Source organism: Martinezella tropici (assembly GCF_003287875.1).
GTDB classification, from domain to species: Bacteria; Pseudomonadota; Alphaproteobacteria; order Rhizobiales; family Rhizobiaceae; genus Rhizobium; species Rhizobium tropici_C.
Genome location: NZ_QMKK01000022.1, coordinates 82246 through 100389, shown reverse-complemented (window position 1 = coordinate 100389; position 18144 = coordinate 82246). Strand labels below are relative to the sequence as shown.

At 59.4% G+C, this 18144-nt stretch carries 19 protein-coding genes and 1 tRNA gene; 13 read left to right on the top strand and 7 right to left on the bottom strand.

Going from position 1 to position 18144, the window contains the following annotated elements:
• Nucleotides 1-112: 112 nt before the first annotated feature.
• From DQ393_RS05620 to hflX, 5 genes are all read left to right on the top strand, one after another.
• A complete protein-coding gene (locus tag DQ393_RS05620) occupies nt 113-2386 on the top strand; it encodes a sensor histidine kinase NtrY-like (protein WP_112340816.1) in 2274 nt (757 codons plus the stop codon).
• Entirely contained in the window at nt 2376-3740 is a 1365-nt protein-coding gene (locus DQ393_RS05615) for a sigma-54-dependent transcriptional regulator (protein WP_112340815.1), read from the top strand. Before DQ393_RS05620 ends, DQ393_RS05615 begins: the two co-directional genes overlap by 11 nt.
• 49 nt (nt 3741-3789) lie before the next feature.
• Nucleotides 3790-4653 (top strand): D-amino-acid transaminase, encoded by an 864-nt coding sequence (locus DQ393_RS05610; RefSeq protein ID WP_112340814.1) that lies wholly within the window; start codon nt 3790-3792, stop codon nt 4651-4653.
• A 107-nt stretch (nt 4654-4760) separates the two neighbouring features.
• Entirely contained in the window at nt 4761-5003 is a 243-nt protein-coding gene (hfq, locus tag DQ393_RS05605) for an RNA chaperone Hfq (protein ID WP_003539403.1), read from the top strand.
• Between the two features lie 78 nt (nt 5004-5081).
• Entirely contained in the window at nt 5082-6416 is a 1335-nt protein-coding gene (gene hflX, locus DQ393_RS05600; protein WP_112340813.1) for a GTPase HflX, read from the top strand.
• Between the two features lie 6 nt (nt 6417-6422).
• On the opposite strand, the gene mazG is transcribed toward hflX, so the two are convergent.
• Together mazG and DQ393_RS05590 are read right to left on the bottom strand one after the other, a co-directional pair.
• Nucleotides 6423-7271 (bottom strand): nucleoside triphosphate pyrophosphohydrolase, encoded by an 849-nt coding sequence (gene mazG / locus DQ393_RS05595; RefSeq protein WP_112340812.1) that lies wholly within the window; start codon nt 7269-7271, stop codon nt 6423-6425.
• A 21-nt stretch (nt 7272-7292) separates the two neighbouring features.
• Nucleotides 7293-7880: a deaminase gene (locus tag DQ393_RS05590; RefSeq protein WP_112340811.1), complete on the bottom strand. Its 588-nt coding sequence runs from the start codon at nt 7878-7880 to the stop codon at nt 7293-7295.
• A gap of 292 nt (nt 7881-8172) precedes the next feature.
• On the opposite strand from DQ393_RS05590, the gene cysG reads away from it, so the two are divergent.
• The 5 genes from cysG to DQ393_RS05565 all read left to right on the top strand — a co-directional run bounded on the left by cysG (nt 8173) and on the right by DQ393_RS05565 (nt 13206).
• A complete protein-coding gene (gene cysG / locus DQ393_RS05585; protein ID WP_112341058.1) occupies nt 8173-9609 on the top strand; it encodes a siroheme synthase CysG in 1437 nt (478 codons plus the stop codon).
• A 3-nt stretch (nt 9610-9612) separates the two neighbouring features.
• On the top strand, nt 9613-9927 hold the full coding sequence (locus DQ393_RS05580) for a DUF2849 domain-containing protein (RefSeq protein WP_112340810.1): 315 nt from the start codon (nt 9613-9615) through the stop codon (nt 9925-9927).
• Nucleotides 9928-9944: 17 nt separating this feature from the next.
• A complete protein-coding gene (locus DQ393_RS05575) occupies nt 9945-11624 on the top strand; it encodes a nitrite/sulfite reductase (protein ID WP_112340809.1) in 1680 nt (559 codons plus the stop codon).
• A gap of 11 nt (nt 11625-11635) precedes the next feature.
• A complete protein-coding gene (locus DQ393_RS05570) occupies nt 11636-12148 on the top strand; it encodes a DUF934 domain-containing protein (protein WP_112340808.1) in 513 nt (170 codons plus the stop codon).
• A gap of 245 nt (nt 12149-12393) precedes the next feature.
• Nucleotides 12394-13206: a ferredoxin--NADP reductase gene (locus DQ393_RS05565; RefSeq protein ID WP_112340807.1), complete on the top strand. Its 813-nt coding sequence runs from the start codon at nt 12394-12396 to the stop codon at nt 13204-13206.
• Nucleotides 13207-13260: 54 nt separating this feature from the next.
• Here DQ393_RS05565 and DQ393_RS05560 read toward each other — a convergent pair whose 3' ends face one another.
• The 4 genes from DQ393_RS05560 to DQ393_RS05545 all read right to left on the bottom strand — a co-directional run bounded on the left by DQ393_RS05560 (nt 13261) and on the right by DQ393_RS05545 (nt 15180).
• Complete coding sequence (locus DQ393_RS05560) at nt 13261-13875, bottom strand: GntR family transcriptional regulator (protein WP_112340806.1); 615 nt, start codon at nt 13873-13875, stop codon at nt 13261-13263.
• Nucleotides 13876-14066: 191 nt separating this feature from the next.
• On the bottom strand, nt 14067-14273 hold the full coding sequence (locus tag DQ393_RS33670) for a hypothetical protein (RefSeq protein WP_112340805.1): 207 nt from the start codon (nt 14271-14273) through the stop codon (nt 14067-14069).
• Between the two features lie 239 nt (nt 14274-14512).
• Complete coding sequence (locus DQ393_RS05550) at nt 14513-14770, bottom strand: GlsB/YeaQ/YmgE family stress response membrane protein (protein WP_112340804.1); 258 nt, start codon at nt 14768-14770, stop codon at nt 14513-14515.
• A gap of 334 nt (nt 14771-15104) precedes the next feature.
• Nucleotides 15105-15180: transfer RNA gene (locus DQ393_RS05545), tRNA-Lys, on the bottom strand.
• Between the two features lie 282 nt (nt 15181-15462).
• On the opposite strand from DQ393_RS05545, the gene DQ393_RS05540 reads away from it, so the two are divergent.
• Nucleotides 15463-15939 (top strand): hypothetical protein, encoded by a 477-nt coding sequence (locus tag DQ393_RS05540; RefSeq protein WP_245430261.1) that lies wholly within the window; start codon nt 15463-15465, stop codon nt 15937-15939.
• Between the two features lie 410 nt (nt 15940-16349).
• A complete protein-coding gene (locus DQ393_RS05535; protein WP_112340803.1) occupies nt 16350-16556 on the top strand; it encodes a hypothetical protein in 207 nt (68 codons plus the stop codon).
• Nucleotides 16557-16827: 271 nt separating this feature from the next.
• Here the strand turns inward: DQ393_RS05535 and DQ393_RS05530 are convergent, their stop codons facing one another.
• The gene (locus tag DQ393_RS05530; protein WP_112340802.1) at nt 16828-17109 is read right to left on the bottom strand and encodes a PsiF family protein; all 282 of its coding nucleotides are present in this window, start codon (nt 17107-17109) and stop codon (nt 16828-16830) included.
• A 270-nt stretch (nt 17110-17379) separates the two neighbouring features.
• Here DQ393_RS05530 and DQ393_RS05525 point away from each other — a divergent pair, with 270 nt between their 5' ends.
• A complete protein-coding gene (locus DQ393_RS05525) occupies nt 17380-18132 on the top strand; it encodes a cytochrome c biogenesis CcdA family protein (RefSeq protein WP_112340801.1) in 753 nt (250 codons plus the stop codon).
• The last annotated feature ends 12 nt before the right edge of the window (nt 18133-18144 follow it).

Genomic DNA, 18144 nt, shown 5'->3' with positions numbered 1-18144 from the left:
AAACCGAACGACAGTTCCCGCCTCTGCCTGTCGCGCACGCAAATGCCAAATAAGCGGCGGTGCGATTTTGACCAGGGCGTCGATCGTCGCTCGGGCGTGGAGATTGATGGGAATGATGCAGGACGCGGTGTCGCCGGCGGCGAGCGACGAGGCGGTTGTCAAGGTGACGGACCGCCGTGCTTCCTTTGCCCTGCCGGGTCTCATCCTGGCTGGTGGGGCGCTTCTGTGTGCCATTGCGACCCTGCTGATGCTGCTTGGGTTGACGCCGATCGCCCCGACATCGTCGGTCGTCTTCACCTCGGTCGTGATCAACGGTCTCTTCGTGCTGGGACTGATTGCCCTGATCGCCCGCGAAGTCGCGCGGCTGATGAAGGCGCGCAGCCGTGGCCGCGCCGCGGCTCGGCTCCATATTCGCATCGTCGTTCTTTTCTCGATCGTGGCGATCACGCCGGCCATTCTCGTCGCCATCGTCGCGAGCCTGACGCTCAATGTCGGCCTCGACCGCTGGTTCGGCGTTCGCACGCAGCAGATCATCAGTTCCTCGCAGAACGTCGCGCAAGCCTATCTGATGGAGAATGCGAGCTATCTGCAGGGCCAGACCGTGTCGATGGCGAACGATCTGGAGCGCAATCGCTCGCTGTTCAATCTCGACCGCACCGGCTTCGCCGATTTGATGACCCGGCAGGCACGTGGGCGCGGCTTGCTGGGCGCCTTCCTCGTGCGCCGCGACGGCAGTGCGATCGTCCAGGCCGAGATCAAGACCGAACGGCCGCTTCCGGCCATTCCGAAGGATGCGCTCGATTCCTCCGCCAACGGCCAGCCGACACTCATTCCGCCAGGGGTGACCAACCTTGTCGGCGCAGTCATCAAGCTTGATGAAATTCCCGGCTCGTTCCTCTACACAGTGCGTGCCGTCGACCCGCGCGTCATGAACGCCATGCGCATGGTCGAGGACAACACCGTCGAATACAAGGCGATGGAAGCAGGGCGCATGTCGCTCCAGATCGCCTTCGCCGTTCTTTACATCGGCTTCGCGCTCATCGTGCTGCTGGCCGCGATCTGGACCGCGATTGCGATCGCCGACCGTATCGTCAGGCCGATTCGCCTCCTCATCAGTGCTGCGGACAATGTCGCGTCGGGCAATATGAACGTGCTGGTGCCCGTGCGGTCTGCCGATGGCGACGTCGGCAGCCTGTCGCGCACCTTCAACAAGATGATCTCGGAAATTCGCACCCAGCGCGATGAAATCCTTGAAGCGAAGGACGAGGTGGACGACCGCCGCCGCTTCATCGAGGCCGTTCTGTCGGGTGTGACGGCGGCTGTCATCGGTGTCGAGCATGACCGGCGCATCACCATCGTCAATACTTCGGCTGAAGACCTGCTGACGCTCAAGAGCGACGAGCTGATCGGCAAGAACCTGTCGGAAATCGCCCCCGAGGTCGATCAAGTCGTGACTGAGGCGACGACGCGCCATCGCAGCGATTTCCGCAAGCAGATCAGCCTCGTTCGCGGCGGAACGGTGCGCACGCTCAGCGTCCAGGTGACGCGCGAGGAATCACGCGATGCCAACGAATCCTATGTCATCACGCTCGACGACATCACCGATCTGGTGATTGCGCAGCGCTCGACCGCCTGGGCAGACGTTGCGCGCCGCATTGCGCATGAGATCAAGAATCCGCTGACGCCGATCCAGCTGTCTGCCGAGCGCATCCGCCGCCGCTTCGGCAAGAATATCGCCGATGCAGACCGTCCGATTTTCGACCAGTGCACGGATACGATCATCCGGCAGGTGGGCGATATCGGCCGCATGGTCGACGAGTTCTCCTCCTTCGCCCGTATGCCGAAGCCGACCATGGAGCCGACCGATCTGCGCGATATTCTGCGCGACGCCGTGTTCCTGCGCGAAATGGGCAATACGCATGTCCAGTTCGAGCGTGAGCTGGGCGACGAACGGCTGGAGGGCATGTTCGATGCGCGAATGCTCGGTCAGGCCTTCGGCAATCTCATCAAGAATGCCGTCGAGGCGATCGAAGGCGTGCCGAGCGATCAGGCGCGCGAGCAGCCGAAGGTCCTGGTGCGTTCGTCGCTCGATCCGGAGCGGGATCGTTTCACCGTCGATGTCATCGACAATGGCCGCGGCCTGCCGGTGGAAAACCGGCACAGCATTCTCGAACCCTATATGACCATGCGCGAGAAAGGTACGGGCCTCGGTCTCGCCATCGTCAAGAAGATCATTGAAGACCATGGCGGGCAGATCGAACTCCACGACGCGCCGGCCGATTTCGACCAGGGCAGGGGAGCCATGATCCGCGTGCATCTGCCGCGCCGTGAGCAGGCCACCGTCGCCCACACAGCAAGTGACAAGGAAAGCGTTTATGGCATCTGACATTCTCGTAGTGGATGACGAGGAAGACATTCGCGAAATCGTTTCGGGCATTCTCTCCGATGAAGGGCACGAAACCCGCACGGCACACGACAGCGACAGCGCGCTCGCCGCGATTTCCGATCGCGCGCCGCGGCTGATCTTCCTCGATATATGGATGCAGGGCAGCAAGCTCGATGGTCTTGCGTTGCTCGACGAAATCAAGGCGCGCCATCCGGAACTGCCTGTTGTCATGATCTCCGGTCACGGCAATATCGAGACGGCCGTCTCCGCCATCAAGCGCGGCGCCTTCGATTTCATCGAAAAGCCGTTCAAGGCCGATCGTCTGATCCTGATTGCCGAGCGCGCGCTCGAAAATTCCAAGCTGAAGCGTGAGGTCTCCGAGTTGAAGCGCCGCACCGGCGACGCCGTGGAGCTTATCGGCACCTCGGTTGCCGTTTCGCAGCTGCGCCAGACGATCGACAAGGTATCGCCCACCAACAGCCGCGTCATGATCTTCGGCCCGTCGGGCTCCGGCAAGGAGCTCGTCGCGCGGATGATCCACAAGAAGTCGACCCGCGCGAATGGTCCCTTCGTGGCGCTGAATGCCGCGACGATCACACCGGAGCGCATGGAAATCGCTCTCTTCGGCACAGAAGGCTCGCCGGGGCAGGCGCGCAAGATCGGCGCCCTGGAAGAGGCCCATCGCGGCATTCTCTATCTCGATGAAGTCGGCGAAATGCCGCGCGAGACGCAGAACAAGATCCTGCGCGTGCTCGTCGATCAGCAGTTCGAGCGCGTCGGCGGCTCCAAGCGCGTCAAGGTGGACGTCCGCATCATCTCGTCCACGGCCTATAATCTCGAGAGCCGCATCGCCGAGGGCCTGTTCCGCGAGGATCTCTATCACCGTCTGGCCGTCGTGCCCGTGCGTGTGCCTGCCCTTGCCGAACGCCGCGAGGACGTTCCCTTCCTAGTGGATCAGCTGATGCGCCAGATATCCGAGCAGGCCGGCATCCGTCCGCGCCGGATCGGTGACGACGCCATGGCCGTGCTGCAGGCACATGACTGGCCGGGCAACATCCGCCAGCTGCGCAACAATATCGAGCGGCTGATGATCCTGGCACGCTCCGATGGCGCAGAAACGCCGATCACGGCGGAAATGCTGCCGACCGACCTCGGCGACATGCTGCCGAAGGTATCCGCCAAGAACGATTATCACATCATGACATTGCCGCTGCGCGAAGCCCGCGAGATGTTCGAGCGCGATTACCTCATCGCTCAGATCAACCGCTTCGGCGGCAATATCTCGCGTACGGCGGAATTTGTCGGCATGGAGCGCTCGGCGCTGCATCGAAAACTGAAGTCGTTGGGCGTCTGATCAGTCGCTCGACATTTCAAACATCTCAGAATTCGGATCAGGGGCTTCCATGCCGAGAATAGCTTATGTCAACGGTCGCTACGTCAAGCACAGCGATGCCATGGTGCATATCGAGGATCGCGGCTATCAGTTCGCCGATGGTGTCTACGAGGTTTGCGAGGTCCGTCATGGCGTGATTGTCGACCTGACGCGCCATCTTGACCGCCTCAACCGTTCGCTGGGCGAATTGCGCATCGCCTGGCCGATGACGCGCCAGGCATTGATCCTGGTGATTCGCGAGACGCTACGCCGCAACCATGTCCGCAATGGCCTGTTCTATCTGCAGGTGACGCGCGGTGTCGCCCGTCGAGATCACGTCTTCCCGCCGGCCGGCACGCCGTCCTCGATCGTCGTGACCGCCAAGAGCACCGATCAGTCCGTGATCGCCAAAAAGAACGCCGATGGCATCAAGGCGATCACCGTCCGCGACAATCGCTGGGACCGGGTCGACATCAAGTCTGTGGGCTTGCTTCCGAATGCCATGGCCCGCCAGCAGGCCAAGGAGGCCGGCGCCCAGGAGGCGATCTATATCGACCACAACGGCATGGTGAAGGAAGGGGCTGCGACCAACGTCTGGATCGTCGATCATGATGGCAATCTCGTCACTCGCCCAGCCGAGCATGGCATCCTGCGCGGCATCACCCGTACGACTCTGATGGACGTCGCAGCCAAGCTCGACGTGACGATTGTCGAGCGATTCTTCTCGGTCGAGGAGATGATGAAGGCCCGCGAAGTCTTCATCACCGCGGCGACAAGTATATGTTTTCCGGTCGTTTCTATCGACGGCGAGCCCATTGCCAATGGTCATCCGGGCAGCATGTCACAGAAAATTCGTGAAGCCTTTTTCGACGTTGCGGAAAAGACTGCGATTTGATACCAACATTCGCTGGAGGGAGAGAATGAGGGTATCTCCTGTCCGGGACCTCTGTATATCATGACATTCAACCGACCTGGGTCGGCAAAAAAGAAAGAAGCGGCGCGATGGCGGAACGTTCTCAAAACTTGCAGGACTTGTTTCTCAATACTGTTCGCAAGCAAAAGATTTCACTCACGATTTTCTTGATTAACGGCGTGAAGCTCACAGGTGTCGTAACCTCGTTCGACAATTTCTGCGTCCTGCTCCGTCGCGATGGCCATTCGCAGCTCGTCTACAAGCATGCGATCTCGACGATCATGCCGGGTCAGCCGATGCAGATGTTCGAGAGCGAAGAAGCCGCATCCTAAACAGGACTATCTACAATCACGACACGCGATACCAAAAATGATTCTCTCATCCCGGAGACCGTAAAACACCGGGATGATATGCGCGCTGTTGTCGTCGTGCCTGTTTTGAAACAGGCGCGCGCCGCGCGTTCCGCTCAAGCCGATAGCGCTAATTTCGTCTCGCGCCCGCCCGAGAGCCGGCTGGAAGAGGCCAAAGGTCTCGCCTTGGCGATCGATCTCGACGTGGTCAACGGTTCCATCGTGCCGATCAACGATCCGCGGCCGGCAACGCTGCTCGGGACTGGCAAGATCAAGGAAATTCTCGCGCTGCTCGACGAGTTCAACGCCGGCCTCGTCATCGTCGATCATCCGTTGACGCCGGTGCAGCAGCGCAATCTCGAAAAGGCATGGAACGCCAAGGTCATCGACCGCACCGGCCTCATTCTCGAAATCTTCGGCCGCCGCGCCTCCACCAAGGAAGGCACGCTGCAGGTCGAGCTGGCTCATCTGAACTATCAGAAGGGCCGGTTGGTTCGCAGCTGGACCCACCTTGAACGTCAGCGCGGCGGTGCCGGCTTCATGGGCGGCCCGGGTGAAACCCAGATCGAAGCCGACCGGCGGATGCTGCAGGAGCGGATCATCCGGCTGGAGCGCGAGCTGGAGCAGGTGGTCCGCACACGCCAGCTTCATCGCGCCAAACGCCGGAAGGTGCCGCATCCGATCGTGGCTCTCGTCGGCTATACCAATGCCGGCAAGTCGACGCTGTTCAATCGCATTACCGGTGCCGGTGTTCTGGCTGAAGACATGCTGTTTGCGACGCTCGACCCGACGCTGCGCCGCATGAAGCTGCCGCATGGCCGTACCGTCATTCTCTCCGATACCGTCGGCTTTATTTCCGACCTGCCGACCCACCTGGTGGCCGCATTCCGCGCGACGCTGGAAGAGGTGCTGGAAGCCGATCTGATCCTGCATGTCCGCGATCTCTCCGATGACGATAATCAAGCCCAGAGCGCTGACGTCATGCGCATTCTCGGCGATCTCGGCATCGGCGAAGCCGAAGGCGCCGAGCGCATCCTCGAGGTCTGGAACAAGATCGATCGGCTGGAGCCGGAAGCGCATGACGCCATCGTCCAGAAGGCGTCGACCGCGGAAAACGTTATTGCAGTCTCGGCGATAACAGGCGAGGGCGTCGATCGTCTGATGGGCGAAATCAGCCGGCGTCTTTCCGGCGTGCTGACGGAAACGACGATCACCTTGCCCGTCGAAAAGCTGGCGCTGCTGCCCTGGCTTTACAATCATGCCGTCGTCGACAGTCGCGAAGACAACGAGGATGGCACGGTAACGCTCGACGTCCGCCTGACCGAGACCGAGGCGGCCGAACTGGAGCGACGCATGGGCAACGGCCCGAAGCCGCAGCGCGAAGACTGGGAATAGGCGTTTTTACGCCGTTTTGACTCCGGCTAGCTGCCGCTCGATGGCTTTTGCCGACTGCCATATCTCTTCCATCCGCTCCAGCGAGGCGCCTTCCAGCGTCTCGCCCTCAGCCTCGAGCGTTGTTTCGATATGATGGAAGCGGCGGCGGAACTTGGTGTTCGTGCCGCGCAGGGCCTGCTCCGGATCGGCCTTCACATGCCGGCCGATATTGACGACGGCGAAGATCAGGTCGCCGAGTTCGTCGCTGACCTTGCCCTTGTCGCCGCTCGCAAGCGCTGCCCGCAATTCGCCGATCTCCTCCTCGATCTTGTCGAGGATCGGCTCCGGCGCCGACCAGTCGAAACCGACCTTGGCGGCCCGTTCCTGCAGTTTCAAGGCTTCTGTGAGGGCAGGGCACGTTCGCTGCACCGAGCCCAGGAAGCCGGCCTTGAAATCTTCGGTGATGCCGCTCTTCGCCCGCCGTTCGGCTCGTTCGCGCTTCTCCTCGGCCTTGATCCGGTCCCACTGCAGCGTCACTGCATCCTCGGTCTTGGCATCGGAGACAGCAAAGACATGCGGATGGCGGCGGATCATCTTGCGGGTGATGGCATGCACGACATCACCGAAGGAAAACGCTCCCGCCTCCTCGGCGATCCGCGCATGGAAAACGACCTGCAGCAGCAGATCGCCGAGCTCGTCGCAGAGATCGTCCGTATCCTTGCGTTCGATCGCATCCGCGACCTCATAGGCCTCTTCGATCGTATAGGGCTTGATGGTCTCAAAGGTCTGAACGATGTCCCAGGGGCAGCCGCTCTCGGGATTTCGCAGCGCCGCCATGATGTCGATCAGGCTGTTTATGTCTCGCGATGCTTCCATCGTTGCCTCGGTTTTGTTCTGTTAATTCAGCGGGATGTCGTTGCTGTTCTTCGATGCCTGGTAGTTGTCGGAGAGACCGGCATAGGTCTGCTTGATGCGCGCCGTCCGGTCCTTCAGCTCGGCCTTACGCGGATCGGCTTCCGTCTCCACGAGGTCGGAAATGGCAAAGCTGTTCCAGAATGCATTTTGGCGGCGATAGCCACCCGGCTCCAGGCCGAAGACTTCCTTCAGGATCTTGAGATCGTGCGGGATCGCGAAGGCGTCACGGGAATCCTCATGGCTGAAGAAGTAGTAGAAATTGTCGAAGCCGGCCCAGGTAATCGCCGACATGCACATGGTGCACGGCTCGTGGGTGGACAGGAAGATCAGGTCCTTGGTCGCGGGCTTTTCGCCGAGTTCATAAAAGCGCTTGAGGGTATGAACCTCGCCATGCCACAGCGGGTTCTCCAATTCATTGTTGGTTTCCGCGATGACGAGCGAAAGGTCCGATTTGCGCAGGATAGCGGCGCCGAAGACCTTATTGCCGGCGGCCACGCCCTTGCTGGTCAGGGGCAGGATGTCGTGCTCCACGACATCGAGAAGGCGGGCTGCGATGCTGTTGTCGGCCAAGGATCTGCTCCGGAGTTTTGAGCTAGTCTATCGGGATTGCGCAAGCGGCGGAATGCGCAAATGACGTATGGACCAGGTTTGTCACAGGCAATAAAATCGCCGCAGGCGGTAGTCAATCCTAAAAGTCTATAGATTTCCTATGTTTACCCAGATCTGCTCGTCTGGTGAGTTTTGCTCAAATCCTTGTCATGTCGAGCAAAAGAATACGCGCACGCATGGGCATTAGAATTTCTGTTTCTTCAATCTCTTGGCAGCAGGGGCGATATTCGCCAAATCTCGAAGTGGAATAATGATGCCTCCCAGGACTGAACAGCTTTCGGTGTTTCCCGCCTTCTTCCGCGTGGAGGGAAGGGTAGCGGCTGTTTTCGGCAATGGCGACGAAGCCTTCGCCAAGGTACGGCTGCTCCTGAACACGCAGGCCCGGATCGTCGCCTGTGCTCCGGCGCCCGAAGCTGACTATCATGCCTTCCTGATCGCCAACCGCATCGAAACCGTACGCGACGATTTCTCACCCGATCAGGTCAAGGGGGCGACCTTGGTCTTTGCCGCCACCGGCGATGCCGCAGCGGATCGCGCGATCGTCGATGCTGCCCGCGCCGAGCGAATTCCGGCAAACGCCGTCGACCAGCCTGACTATTGCGATTTCTATACACCGGCGCTGGTCAATCGCGCTCCCGTGGCCGTTGCCATCGGCACCGAAGGTGCCGGTCCGGTGCTGGCACAGATGATCCGCGCCCAGATCGACCAGATGTTGTCGCCGTCGCTCGGCAAGCTTGCCGAGCTTGCGACGCGCTACCGCAAGCCGGTCGAGCGCCTTGTTGCGCGCGGCGTTGCGCGTCGCGTCTTCTGGCGGCAGTTCTTCTCCGAATCCGTTGCTGACGCCGTCAATGCCGGTCATATCTTGCAGGCGGAGCAGGCAGCCGATGAGCTGCTGCAGTCGTCGCGCGACGTCGAGGGCCGCATCTGGCTGGTCGGCGCCGGCCCCGGCGCGGAAGATCTGCTGACACTGCGCGCACAGCGCGTCATGATGGAAGCCGATGTCATCGTCTATGATGCGCTGGTGCCGCAGGTGATCGTCGATATGGGCCGCCGCGATGCCGAGCGCCTGTCGGTCGGCAAGCGCAAGGGATGCCACAGCAAGTCGCAGGAAGAGATCAACGATCTGCTGGTGCAGCTCGGTCGTGAAGGCAAGCGTGTGGTGCGGTTGAAGTCGGGCGATCCGCTGGTTTACGGCCGCGCCGGCGAGGAAATGGCGGCTCTGCGCGCCGCCGGTATCGGCTATGAAATCGTTCCGGGCATCACCTCGGCCTTTGCCGCCGCTGCCGATTTCGAGTTGCCGCTGACGCTGCGCGGCGTTGCTTCATCGCTGGTCTTCACGACAGGTCACGATCTCACAGGCGATGTGCTGCCCGATTGGGCGAGCTTGGCCGTATCCGGCGCCACGATTGCGGTGTATATGGGGCGCACGGTTGCCGCTTCCGTCGCCGGCCGCCTGATGCAGGCCGGCCTGCCGCCGGAGACGACCGTTGCCATTATCGAGAATGCGAGTCGGCGCGATCGCCGCCTGATGCATGGCGTTCTGCGGGATCTGCCGGATCTCGAGCACCTCGACGAGTTGAACGGGCCTGTCATGGTTATCATCGGCGATGCCGTCGCCGGTGCGAATTTTGAGCAATCCGAGCCGCTGGTCCGTCGCGAGACCGCTGCTCAAGACTATGCAAGGAACTGATTGATGGTCGACAAGGTTCTGACCGCAAACCGGCTTACCGATGGCGTCGCCGTCTGGCTGAACGCAAATGGTGAATGGGTGACATCGCTGCAGGAGGCGCTGGTCGCTCGTCATGCCGAAGCGGAAGCCGCACTGGAAGCGATCGGCAAGCAGGCCTATGCTGACAACAAGGTCGTCGACGTCAATCTCATCGACGTGCAGGAAACGGACGGCAAGCTTTGGCCGCTGCGCCTGCGCGAGCGCATCCGCGCCGAAGGCCCCACCATGGAATATGCGCCGGGCTATGCCGCGGCCGATCCCGATTTCATTGCAGTCTGAGAAGTCCCGAGGAAGTCATGTATCGTTACGATGAATTCGACCACGCCTTTGTTGCGGAACGGGTTGCCCAGTTTCGCGATCAGGTGCAGCGACGTCTGTCGGGTGAGCTTTCGGAAGATGCCTTCAAGCCGCTGCGCCTGATGAACGGCGTCTATCTGCAGCTGCATGCCTATATGCTGCGCATCGCCATTCCATACGGCACGCTGAGCTCGCGCCAGATGCGCATGCTCGCCCATGTCGCCCGCACCTATGACCGCGGCTATGGCCACTTCACCACGCGTCAGAACCTGCAGTTCAACTGGCCGAAGCTTTCTGAGATGCCGGACGCGCTTGCTGATCTCGCTTCAGTCGAGATGCACGCCATCCAGACCTCGGGTAATTGCATTCGCAACGTGACCGCCGACCATTTCGCCGGCGCTGCGGCGGACGAAGTCGCCGATCCAAGGCCTTATGCCGAAATCCTGCGCCAATGGTCCTCCGTTCATCCGGAGTTCTCCTTCCTGCCGCGCAAGTTCAAGATCGCCGTCACCGGCGCCGAGCGCGACCGCGCCGCGATACAGGTGCATGATATCGGCCTGCATCTGAAGAAGAACGACAAGGGCGAGATCGGCTTTGCCGTTTACGTCGGCGGCGGGCAGGGGCGCACGCCGCTGGTTGCCAAGCTGATCCGTGACTTCCTGCCGGAAGAGGATCTCCTGTCCTATACGACGGCGATCATGCGCGTTTACAATCTGCATGGCCGCCGCGACAACAAGTATAAGGCCCGTATCAAAATCCTCGTGCATGAAACCGGCGCCGAAGAACTGGCGCGTCAGGTCGAGGCCGAGTTCGACAAACTGCGAGACACTGAACTGAAGCTGCCGGAAGCCGACGTTCAGGCGATTTCAGCCTATTTCGCACCGCCGGCGCTGCCGGAGCGCCCCGAAGGCTGGGAAAGCCTGGCACGCTGGAAGAAGGCCGATCCGGCTTTTGCGCGCTGGGTGCAGCAGAATGTGCAGCCGCACAAGAACCCCGATTACGGCATGGTGACAATCTCGCTGAAGCCGATCGGCGGCATTCCGGGCGACGCCTCGGACGCGCAGATGGAAGCCGTGGCCAATATTGCCGAGGAATATGCCTTCGACGAGATCCGCGTCAGCCATGAGCAGAACCTCATCCTGCCGCATGTGGCGCTGGCCGACCTCGAAGCGGTTTATCGCGGTCTGGTGGCCAACGGCCTCGAAACGGCGAATGCCGGCCTGATCACGGATATCATCGCCTGTCCTGGCCTCGACTATTGCGCGCTTGCCAATGCGCGTTCCATTCCGGTTGCGCAGGAAATCTCCACGCGTTTCGGTTCGGCCGAGCGTCAGGCCGAGATCGGTGAGCTGAAGATCAAGATTTCCGGCTGCATCAATGCCTGCGGCCATCACCATGTCGGTCATATCGGCCTGCTCGGCGTAGAGAAGAAGGGTGCGGAACTCTATCAGATCACGCTCGGCGGCTCCGGCGACGAGAATACCTCGATCGGCGAGATCATCGGCCGCGGCTTCGAGCCCGATAAGGTGACCGACGCCATCGAGACCATTGTCGATACCTATCTCGGCCTTCGTCTGGATCCTTCCGAAACATTCCTCGCCGCCTACCGACGCGTCGGGCCGCAGCCGTTCAAGACAGCACTCTACGGCGCGTCCTCGTCGGCAGCGGAAGCGGCGTAAGGAGATCGACCATGACAAAGATCTGGCGTGAAACAGGCTTCGTGGACAATGATCAATGGGTCATCGAGACCGACGAGGTCAAGGCGACCGAGACGCAGAAACCTCTGCTTAGTCTTGATGCACTGATCGCGAAGGCGGAAGAGAGCAACGAAGCCGGCCTCGGCGTTCTCATCAAGCCGGCAGACGATGTGACCCGGCTGCAGCCCTATCTGGACCGTCTCGATATCGTCGCAGTCGCGTTTCCGGCATTCAACGATGGTCGTGCCTTCAGCCACGCCTCATTGCTGCGCCAGCGCCTCGGCTATGCCAATGAGCTGCGTGCTGTCGGCGACGTATTGATCGACCAGATACCGTTGATGCTGCGCGTCGGCATCGATAGTTTCGCAGTGACCAACGAGACGGCGCTGAAGCGCCTGTCGGAGAACCGATTGCCGGGTATTCCGCATTACTATCAGCCGACCGCGCGGAAGGCTGAGGGCGGGCAGGCCTATAGCTGGCGGCGATTGCCGGCAAAATCGGCCTGATGTCGAAAGGCCTGCGTTTGCGGCAATTTGACGGGGTCGGATTGCCGTATTCAAGCCTTTTGAACGATGTAGTATCGGCAATCTGGAAACTTGACTGAAACACGCATATTTCAGTCCTATGCTGCCTGATGGAATGGAATGCCTTTCAAAACCGGCTATATTGTTATATCAGCGTCGCGAAATGAGCCTGCCAGGGAATATGTGACCAGGAAAACGCGTAAGACTAATACGGGATTCGAGACAGAATGAACGCCCCCGCAAAGACAGATGAATTTGCTTCAGCAGTACCCGCCGGCGTCTTCGCCGAGAAGGTGCTGAGCGTCACGCATTATACCGACCGGCTCTTTCGCTTCACTATGACCCGGCCGCAAGGCTTCCGCTTCCGCTCCGGCGAATTCGCCATGATTGGGCTGATGGTCGATGGCAAACCGCTCTATCGCGCCTATTCGATCGCGAGCCCCGCCTGGGCCGACGAGCTCGAATTCTTCTCCATCAAGGTGCCGGATGGTCCGCTGACCTCGCACCTGCAGAACATCAAGCCCGGCGACGAAGTGTTGATGCGCAAGAAGCCGACGGGCACGCTGGTTCTGGATGCGCTGACCCCCGGCCGGCGGCTCTACATGTTCTCGACCGGCACCGGCATTGCGCCGTTTGCAAGTCTTATCCGCGATCCGGAAACCTATGAGAAGTTCGAGGAGGTCATCCTCACCCACACGACGCGCGATGTCGCCGAGCTGAAATACGGCTTCGACCTCGTCGAGGAAATCCGCAACGACGAAATCCTGAGCGAAGTCGTCGGTGACAAGCTGCGCCACTATGCGACTGTCACTCGTGAGGAATTCCCCTTCAAGGGCCGCATCACCGATCTCATCGAAAACGGCAAGCTTTTCAGCGATCTGGGCGTGCCTCCGCTTGATCCCGCGATCGATCGCGGCATGATCTGCGGTTCTTCCGCCATGCTGAAGGACACCAAGGGTCTGCTCGAAAAAGCCGGCCTGAACGAAGGTGCCAACAACAAGCCGGCCGAGTTCGTCATCGAACGCGCCTTCGTCGGCTAGGCGAATTGCCGACATGTGGACGCAGAGGCGGTTTCGACAACGAAGCCGCCTTTTTCATGGGCTGCTGAGATAGCCGATGAGCGAGGCCATGGCGGCGCGTGCGTGATCTGCATCGCCGTTTCGGATCGCGTCTATTGCCTGAACATGCATGGCTGTCGCTCGGCCCATCTGGTCATGCGCTCCCGTGGAGTACCAAAGCCTGCGCGCATGCGTCTGCACTGGTCCGAGCGCTGCCGTAATGAAATTGTTGGGGCAGGCGGCTTCCAGAATCTCATCGAACGTCTTGTCGGTGGCGAAAAATCCGGGCAGGTCGCCTGTAACGGCACACTCCGTCATCAGACGAGCGCATTCCCCCAACTGCTCACGCTGCTGCGGATCTGCATGGGTGGCAACGAGCGCGGCCGCGATCGGCTCCAGTTCGCGCCGGACCTGCATGACGAATTGATGGTCCTCGGGGCGGATCTCCGCAATCTGCAGGCCGACGCGGGGCCGCACATGGATCAGCCCCTGCCAGGCGAGCTTCTGAATCGCTTCGCGCACTGGAGTTCGCCCGTGGCCAGCCATCTCGATCAGTTGTTTCTCGGTGACGAGGGCGCCTGGCGTCAGCTCGAGCGTCACGATCGAGTATTCGAGCGTGAGATAGGCGAGGTGGCTAAGCGAATTCTGCATTCGAGACGGTTTCCGGCATGTGCATGGACGGCACAGAGTGTCATCTGGCATCATCGAAGGCAATCGATAGCGATATATCAGTATCGCAGTCGGCCGGCCTTCTTTACGTCCATGTATTTCAATGATTCCGGACCGCCTTGAGAAAATCGACGGTCCGGCGGCAATTTACGCCTGACGGAAAGAGCCGCGCATCATTGGCCTATTGCCGTGGAAAGGCTCGGCGGCTTCCGTTTGGCTGCCATGAGCAGATCCAGCTCCGTCGACGAGGGTCCGAACTTATAGAAGAGGCGCTTTGCTTCCGCGTCGTCGAGACGATATTTCCGCGCAAATTCAGCAATGCTGTAAGGGCGGCCTCGGATGACTCTTCGCGTGGTTGTCCGATTGGCGTTTTCCGTCATGTTTCCAACCTCCTTTCGGTTCCATTCTGGTAGATAGCGCCAAGCGGGAGGTTGGAAAGGCCTTGAAGTGCATTGTGATCGTGCACATCGGCTCTCTCGGGTCTCATATTCGGATTTTTATATGTCGTGGCAACCCGCCGCGCATGCCGACACCGTTCATGCAACAAAAAGGGAAGGCGAGAATATCTCGCCTTCCCTTTTCCTCTTCCCGATTCGGGCGCTTCCCGCCCGATATATGGTTATCGCCTGATCAGTCGGCCGACGAAAATCAGGATGCAGGCGCCGATGAAGCCCGTGACCAGATAATTTAGCCACACATGGAACGGCAGAGCGATGCCGAGGGCACGGAACAGCCAGCTGGCGACGAGCGCGCCAACGATGCCGAGGATGATGTTCATGATGATGCCGGTGTTGCTCTTCATGATCATCTCGGCGAACCAGCCAGCCAAACCGCCGATGATAATTGCTGCAATCCAACCTACGTTTGCGTCTTCCATAAAAGAACCTCCTGAGGGCCCGACAGGTTGTCAACAGTAACCGATATACACCAAAAACGATTCGCACCCCAACTGTTGCCGATTGCAGGCTGATGGAACCGATCTTTGCAACCCTGATTATTAGCGAAAATTGTTACCGTTGTTTGCGCCCGATGAGAATCGGCTGCCTTGCCGAGGGCAATCGGTTTGTCAGCTTCATGCACTATGATCTCGGATATATCGACTTGGAGCAGAGGACCTTGCAAACTATCGACAACCCGTTCGGCACGAGGTTGTCACCCATGTCTTAGGGACAATCTGTTACCTATGTCTTCGGTATGGACAAAAAATCCGCTGGTGAGAGCGATGGGATTCGAACCCATGACCTACTGATTAAAAGTCAGTTGCTCTACCGACTGAGCTACGCTCTCCCTTTCCGCAGGCAGATACTGCCTCGGCTGGAAGTGCGCGGAACATATGCAGACGCCCTATTGCGGTCAACCCATAAAATAGCAGTTGTCATGCCTCGAAGATGCTTTTCCTCGTCTCCTTGTGGCGAAATGGGCAGGCGTGACGGAAAAATCCTTTCTTGTGAGATTGTATAACGCACAGGTTGTTGATGTCGGTTGTATCAAAATGGCTGGTGAAGGCTCTCGATTGGGTAGTAAGGTGCCCTGATCAAAAAGATGGCTGGTAAAGACGACGGGCGAATAATGGAATTCGTGGCAGATCTGCCCTTATGGGAAATCTACGCAATCGTTTGCGGGCTGCTGGGTTCCCTCGGGATCCTATTAGGGCTGATCGCCGGAAAGAGGTTTGGGATTGCATTGAGGGTATTGCCGCTGGTTGGCGTCGCGATCACGACGCCGGTGACAGAGCATTTTGTGATTCCCTATCTCACGGAGCGCTACCCCGTAATCTTCGCCAACAAGGACCTGCCCAGAAAGGTCGATCAGAAAACCACTTTGACGAAGATAGATTTTACTGACCAGATCTACAGCTATTTCTACGATGTGGATGATGATGAGGAGGATTTCGATCCTCCTCTCGTCAAATCCGCCCAGCTTGCCGACTTGTGCAACTTCCTCCTGCCGAAATTCAGCTCCGGCGAAGCTTTGCTGGCAAATTACATCTATCAGCTGAAGGGTCGGGATTACTCGTTTTCGGTCGACAGCCGCGACTGCTCGTGAGGCTTGGATAGGCGGTCCTGCTTAAGATCGCCTCTGCAGGATGATTCGCGCGGGCAAACCGGCCTGCACCTATGCGATTGCCGAGAGCGCCGCGATCGCAACCGCCGTCCGGCCGCCGAAGATTGGCAGCAATATCAACATGACAAGTCGGGCGAACTTCTTCCTTTCGATCGCCGTCATGATCAGCTCCTCACCTGGCAACGACGTTTAAACGCTGAAATTCATAATTCGTCTCGTATCAACTGTCGTATTTTTATATTAAATGTCGCTAAAAGTATGACGCCTTGTTGTTTCGGCGTCCTTAAAGCCGCGCCGACCGCGGATTGGACAATCGTCGGACAGCGATATCCCCAGCCTCCTTGGAACGGAATCGAATCGACCGAGTTTCCCTTCCGACAAAGAGGAGACGTATGTTGGCAAACGATCGATCGCATGATCCGCAGGACGGAAACGAAGAGAAGCAGGCGCTGGCGAAGATTCAGCACAGCAAGGCACATGATTCGGTTCGGGTGTCGAAGAATAGGGACAAGGCCAAGGTTGTTGCCGATCCTCGCAACAGGCTCGCCGATGGTAAGGTCGATCCGGCGACGAGAGAACTCAAGCCGAAGACGGAGTGATCCTCGGCGGGTCATGGCTCCGGTCGCATCCGACTGGCCGGTTTCTGCTCCGTCCATTGATTCGACCGGACAGGAAAGGGCTTCAATTTCAGTGGTTTCCGCTGTTTGTCTCGTCGGTTGCAAACATTGCCGCCGCCATGGCAGCCAGACGTGCTGTTTTCCTGTGCCGCATCTCTCCGGCTTATGGTGCGAGGTGAAGACCCTATCGCAACGATCAACTCTACCGCCACTTCAACGGCAAAGTTGATCGTTGCGTAAGACGTATTTGGCCTTAGACCTTACCGCCGTTCTTCTTGCAGTCGCTGCGGAATTTGGCGCGTGCCTTTCCATGCAGACCCTTGGCATCGGCCTGGGTCGAACATGCCTTGGACACGGCAGTCTGAGCCGGCTTCATTGCTTTCGGCTTGGTCGTGGTGGTCGTCGAAGGCGTCGACATCGTTGCACTGGGGGTCGTCGTAGTCGTGGTGCTGGGGGTCGTCGCGGTTTGGGCCATGGCGCTGACGCTGAAGAGTGCGACAAAGGCTGTAGTCGTGAACATAGTAGCAATTCGCATGGGGCTTTCCTCCGTTAAATAGCTGAGATGGAATATGCGTTGTTCTACGAACCATGGCAGCTTGGACCCCGAATTGGGCGAAAAGTGAATTCTTTCATCCGCTTCCTCTGCGGCGTTTGGTCGCGTCTGTGGAAACGGATTGGCAGCCTGTGCTGGGCGCAGCAATCGTTCGTCTCCAAGGCTGTACCGGGACTGCCCGCGAAAAGGTGATTGGCTTTCGGTCGTCTGCAACGCTAGGAAGGGACCGGAATGACATAGCCGGAGTCCATCGTGTCGCTCGCCGATATCTCGCTTCTGAGTGCATTGCTCGCCGGAGCGCTTTCGTTTCTTTCGCCCTGCGTGCTGCCGCTCGTACCGCCTTATCTCTGCTACATGGCGGGAATTTCGGTCGAGCAGTTTCGTGGCGGCGGCGCGGCTGCCGTAGCGGCGCCGAACATTCGCGGCAATGTCCTGATGTCGGCGCTCTTTTTCACCTTAGGATTTGCCACGGTATTCGTCGCGCTCGGAGCCGGCGCCTCTTCCATCGGGCTGCTGCTGCGCCAGCACCTGGATATCCTCGCCAAGATCGGCGGTCTCATCATCGTCATCATGGGCATGAATTTTCTCGGCGTCTTTCGTATCGGCCTTCTGGCCCGCGAGGCACGCTTCCAGAGCGGCGGCAAACCGGCGACGCTGACGGGTGCCTACATTATGGGCCTTGCCTTCGCCTTTGGCTGGACGCCTTGCATCGGCCCTGTGCTGGGCGCCATTCTCGGCATTGCTGCATCGCGTGAGACGGTCGGCGCCGGTGCGGGCCTGCTCGCCGTCTATTCGCTCGGCCTTGCCATTCCCTTCTGGATCGCCGCCGGCTTTTCCGGGGCCTTCATGAGCTTTCTCTCCCGCTTTCGCCGCCATCTCGGTACGGTCGAGAAGATCATGGGCGGGCTTCTGGTGCTCACCGGTCTCGCCTTCATTTTCGGCTATGTGAGCGACATGGCGATCTGGTTTCAGCAGACCTTTCCAATCCTGATGAAAATCGGCTAATCCGGGCGACAC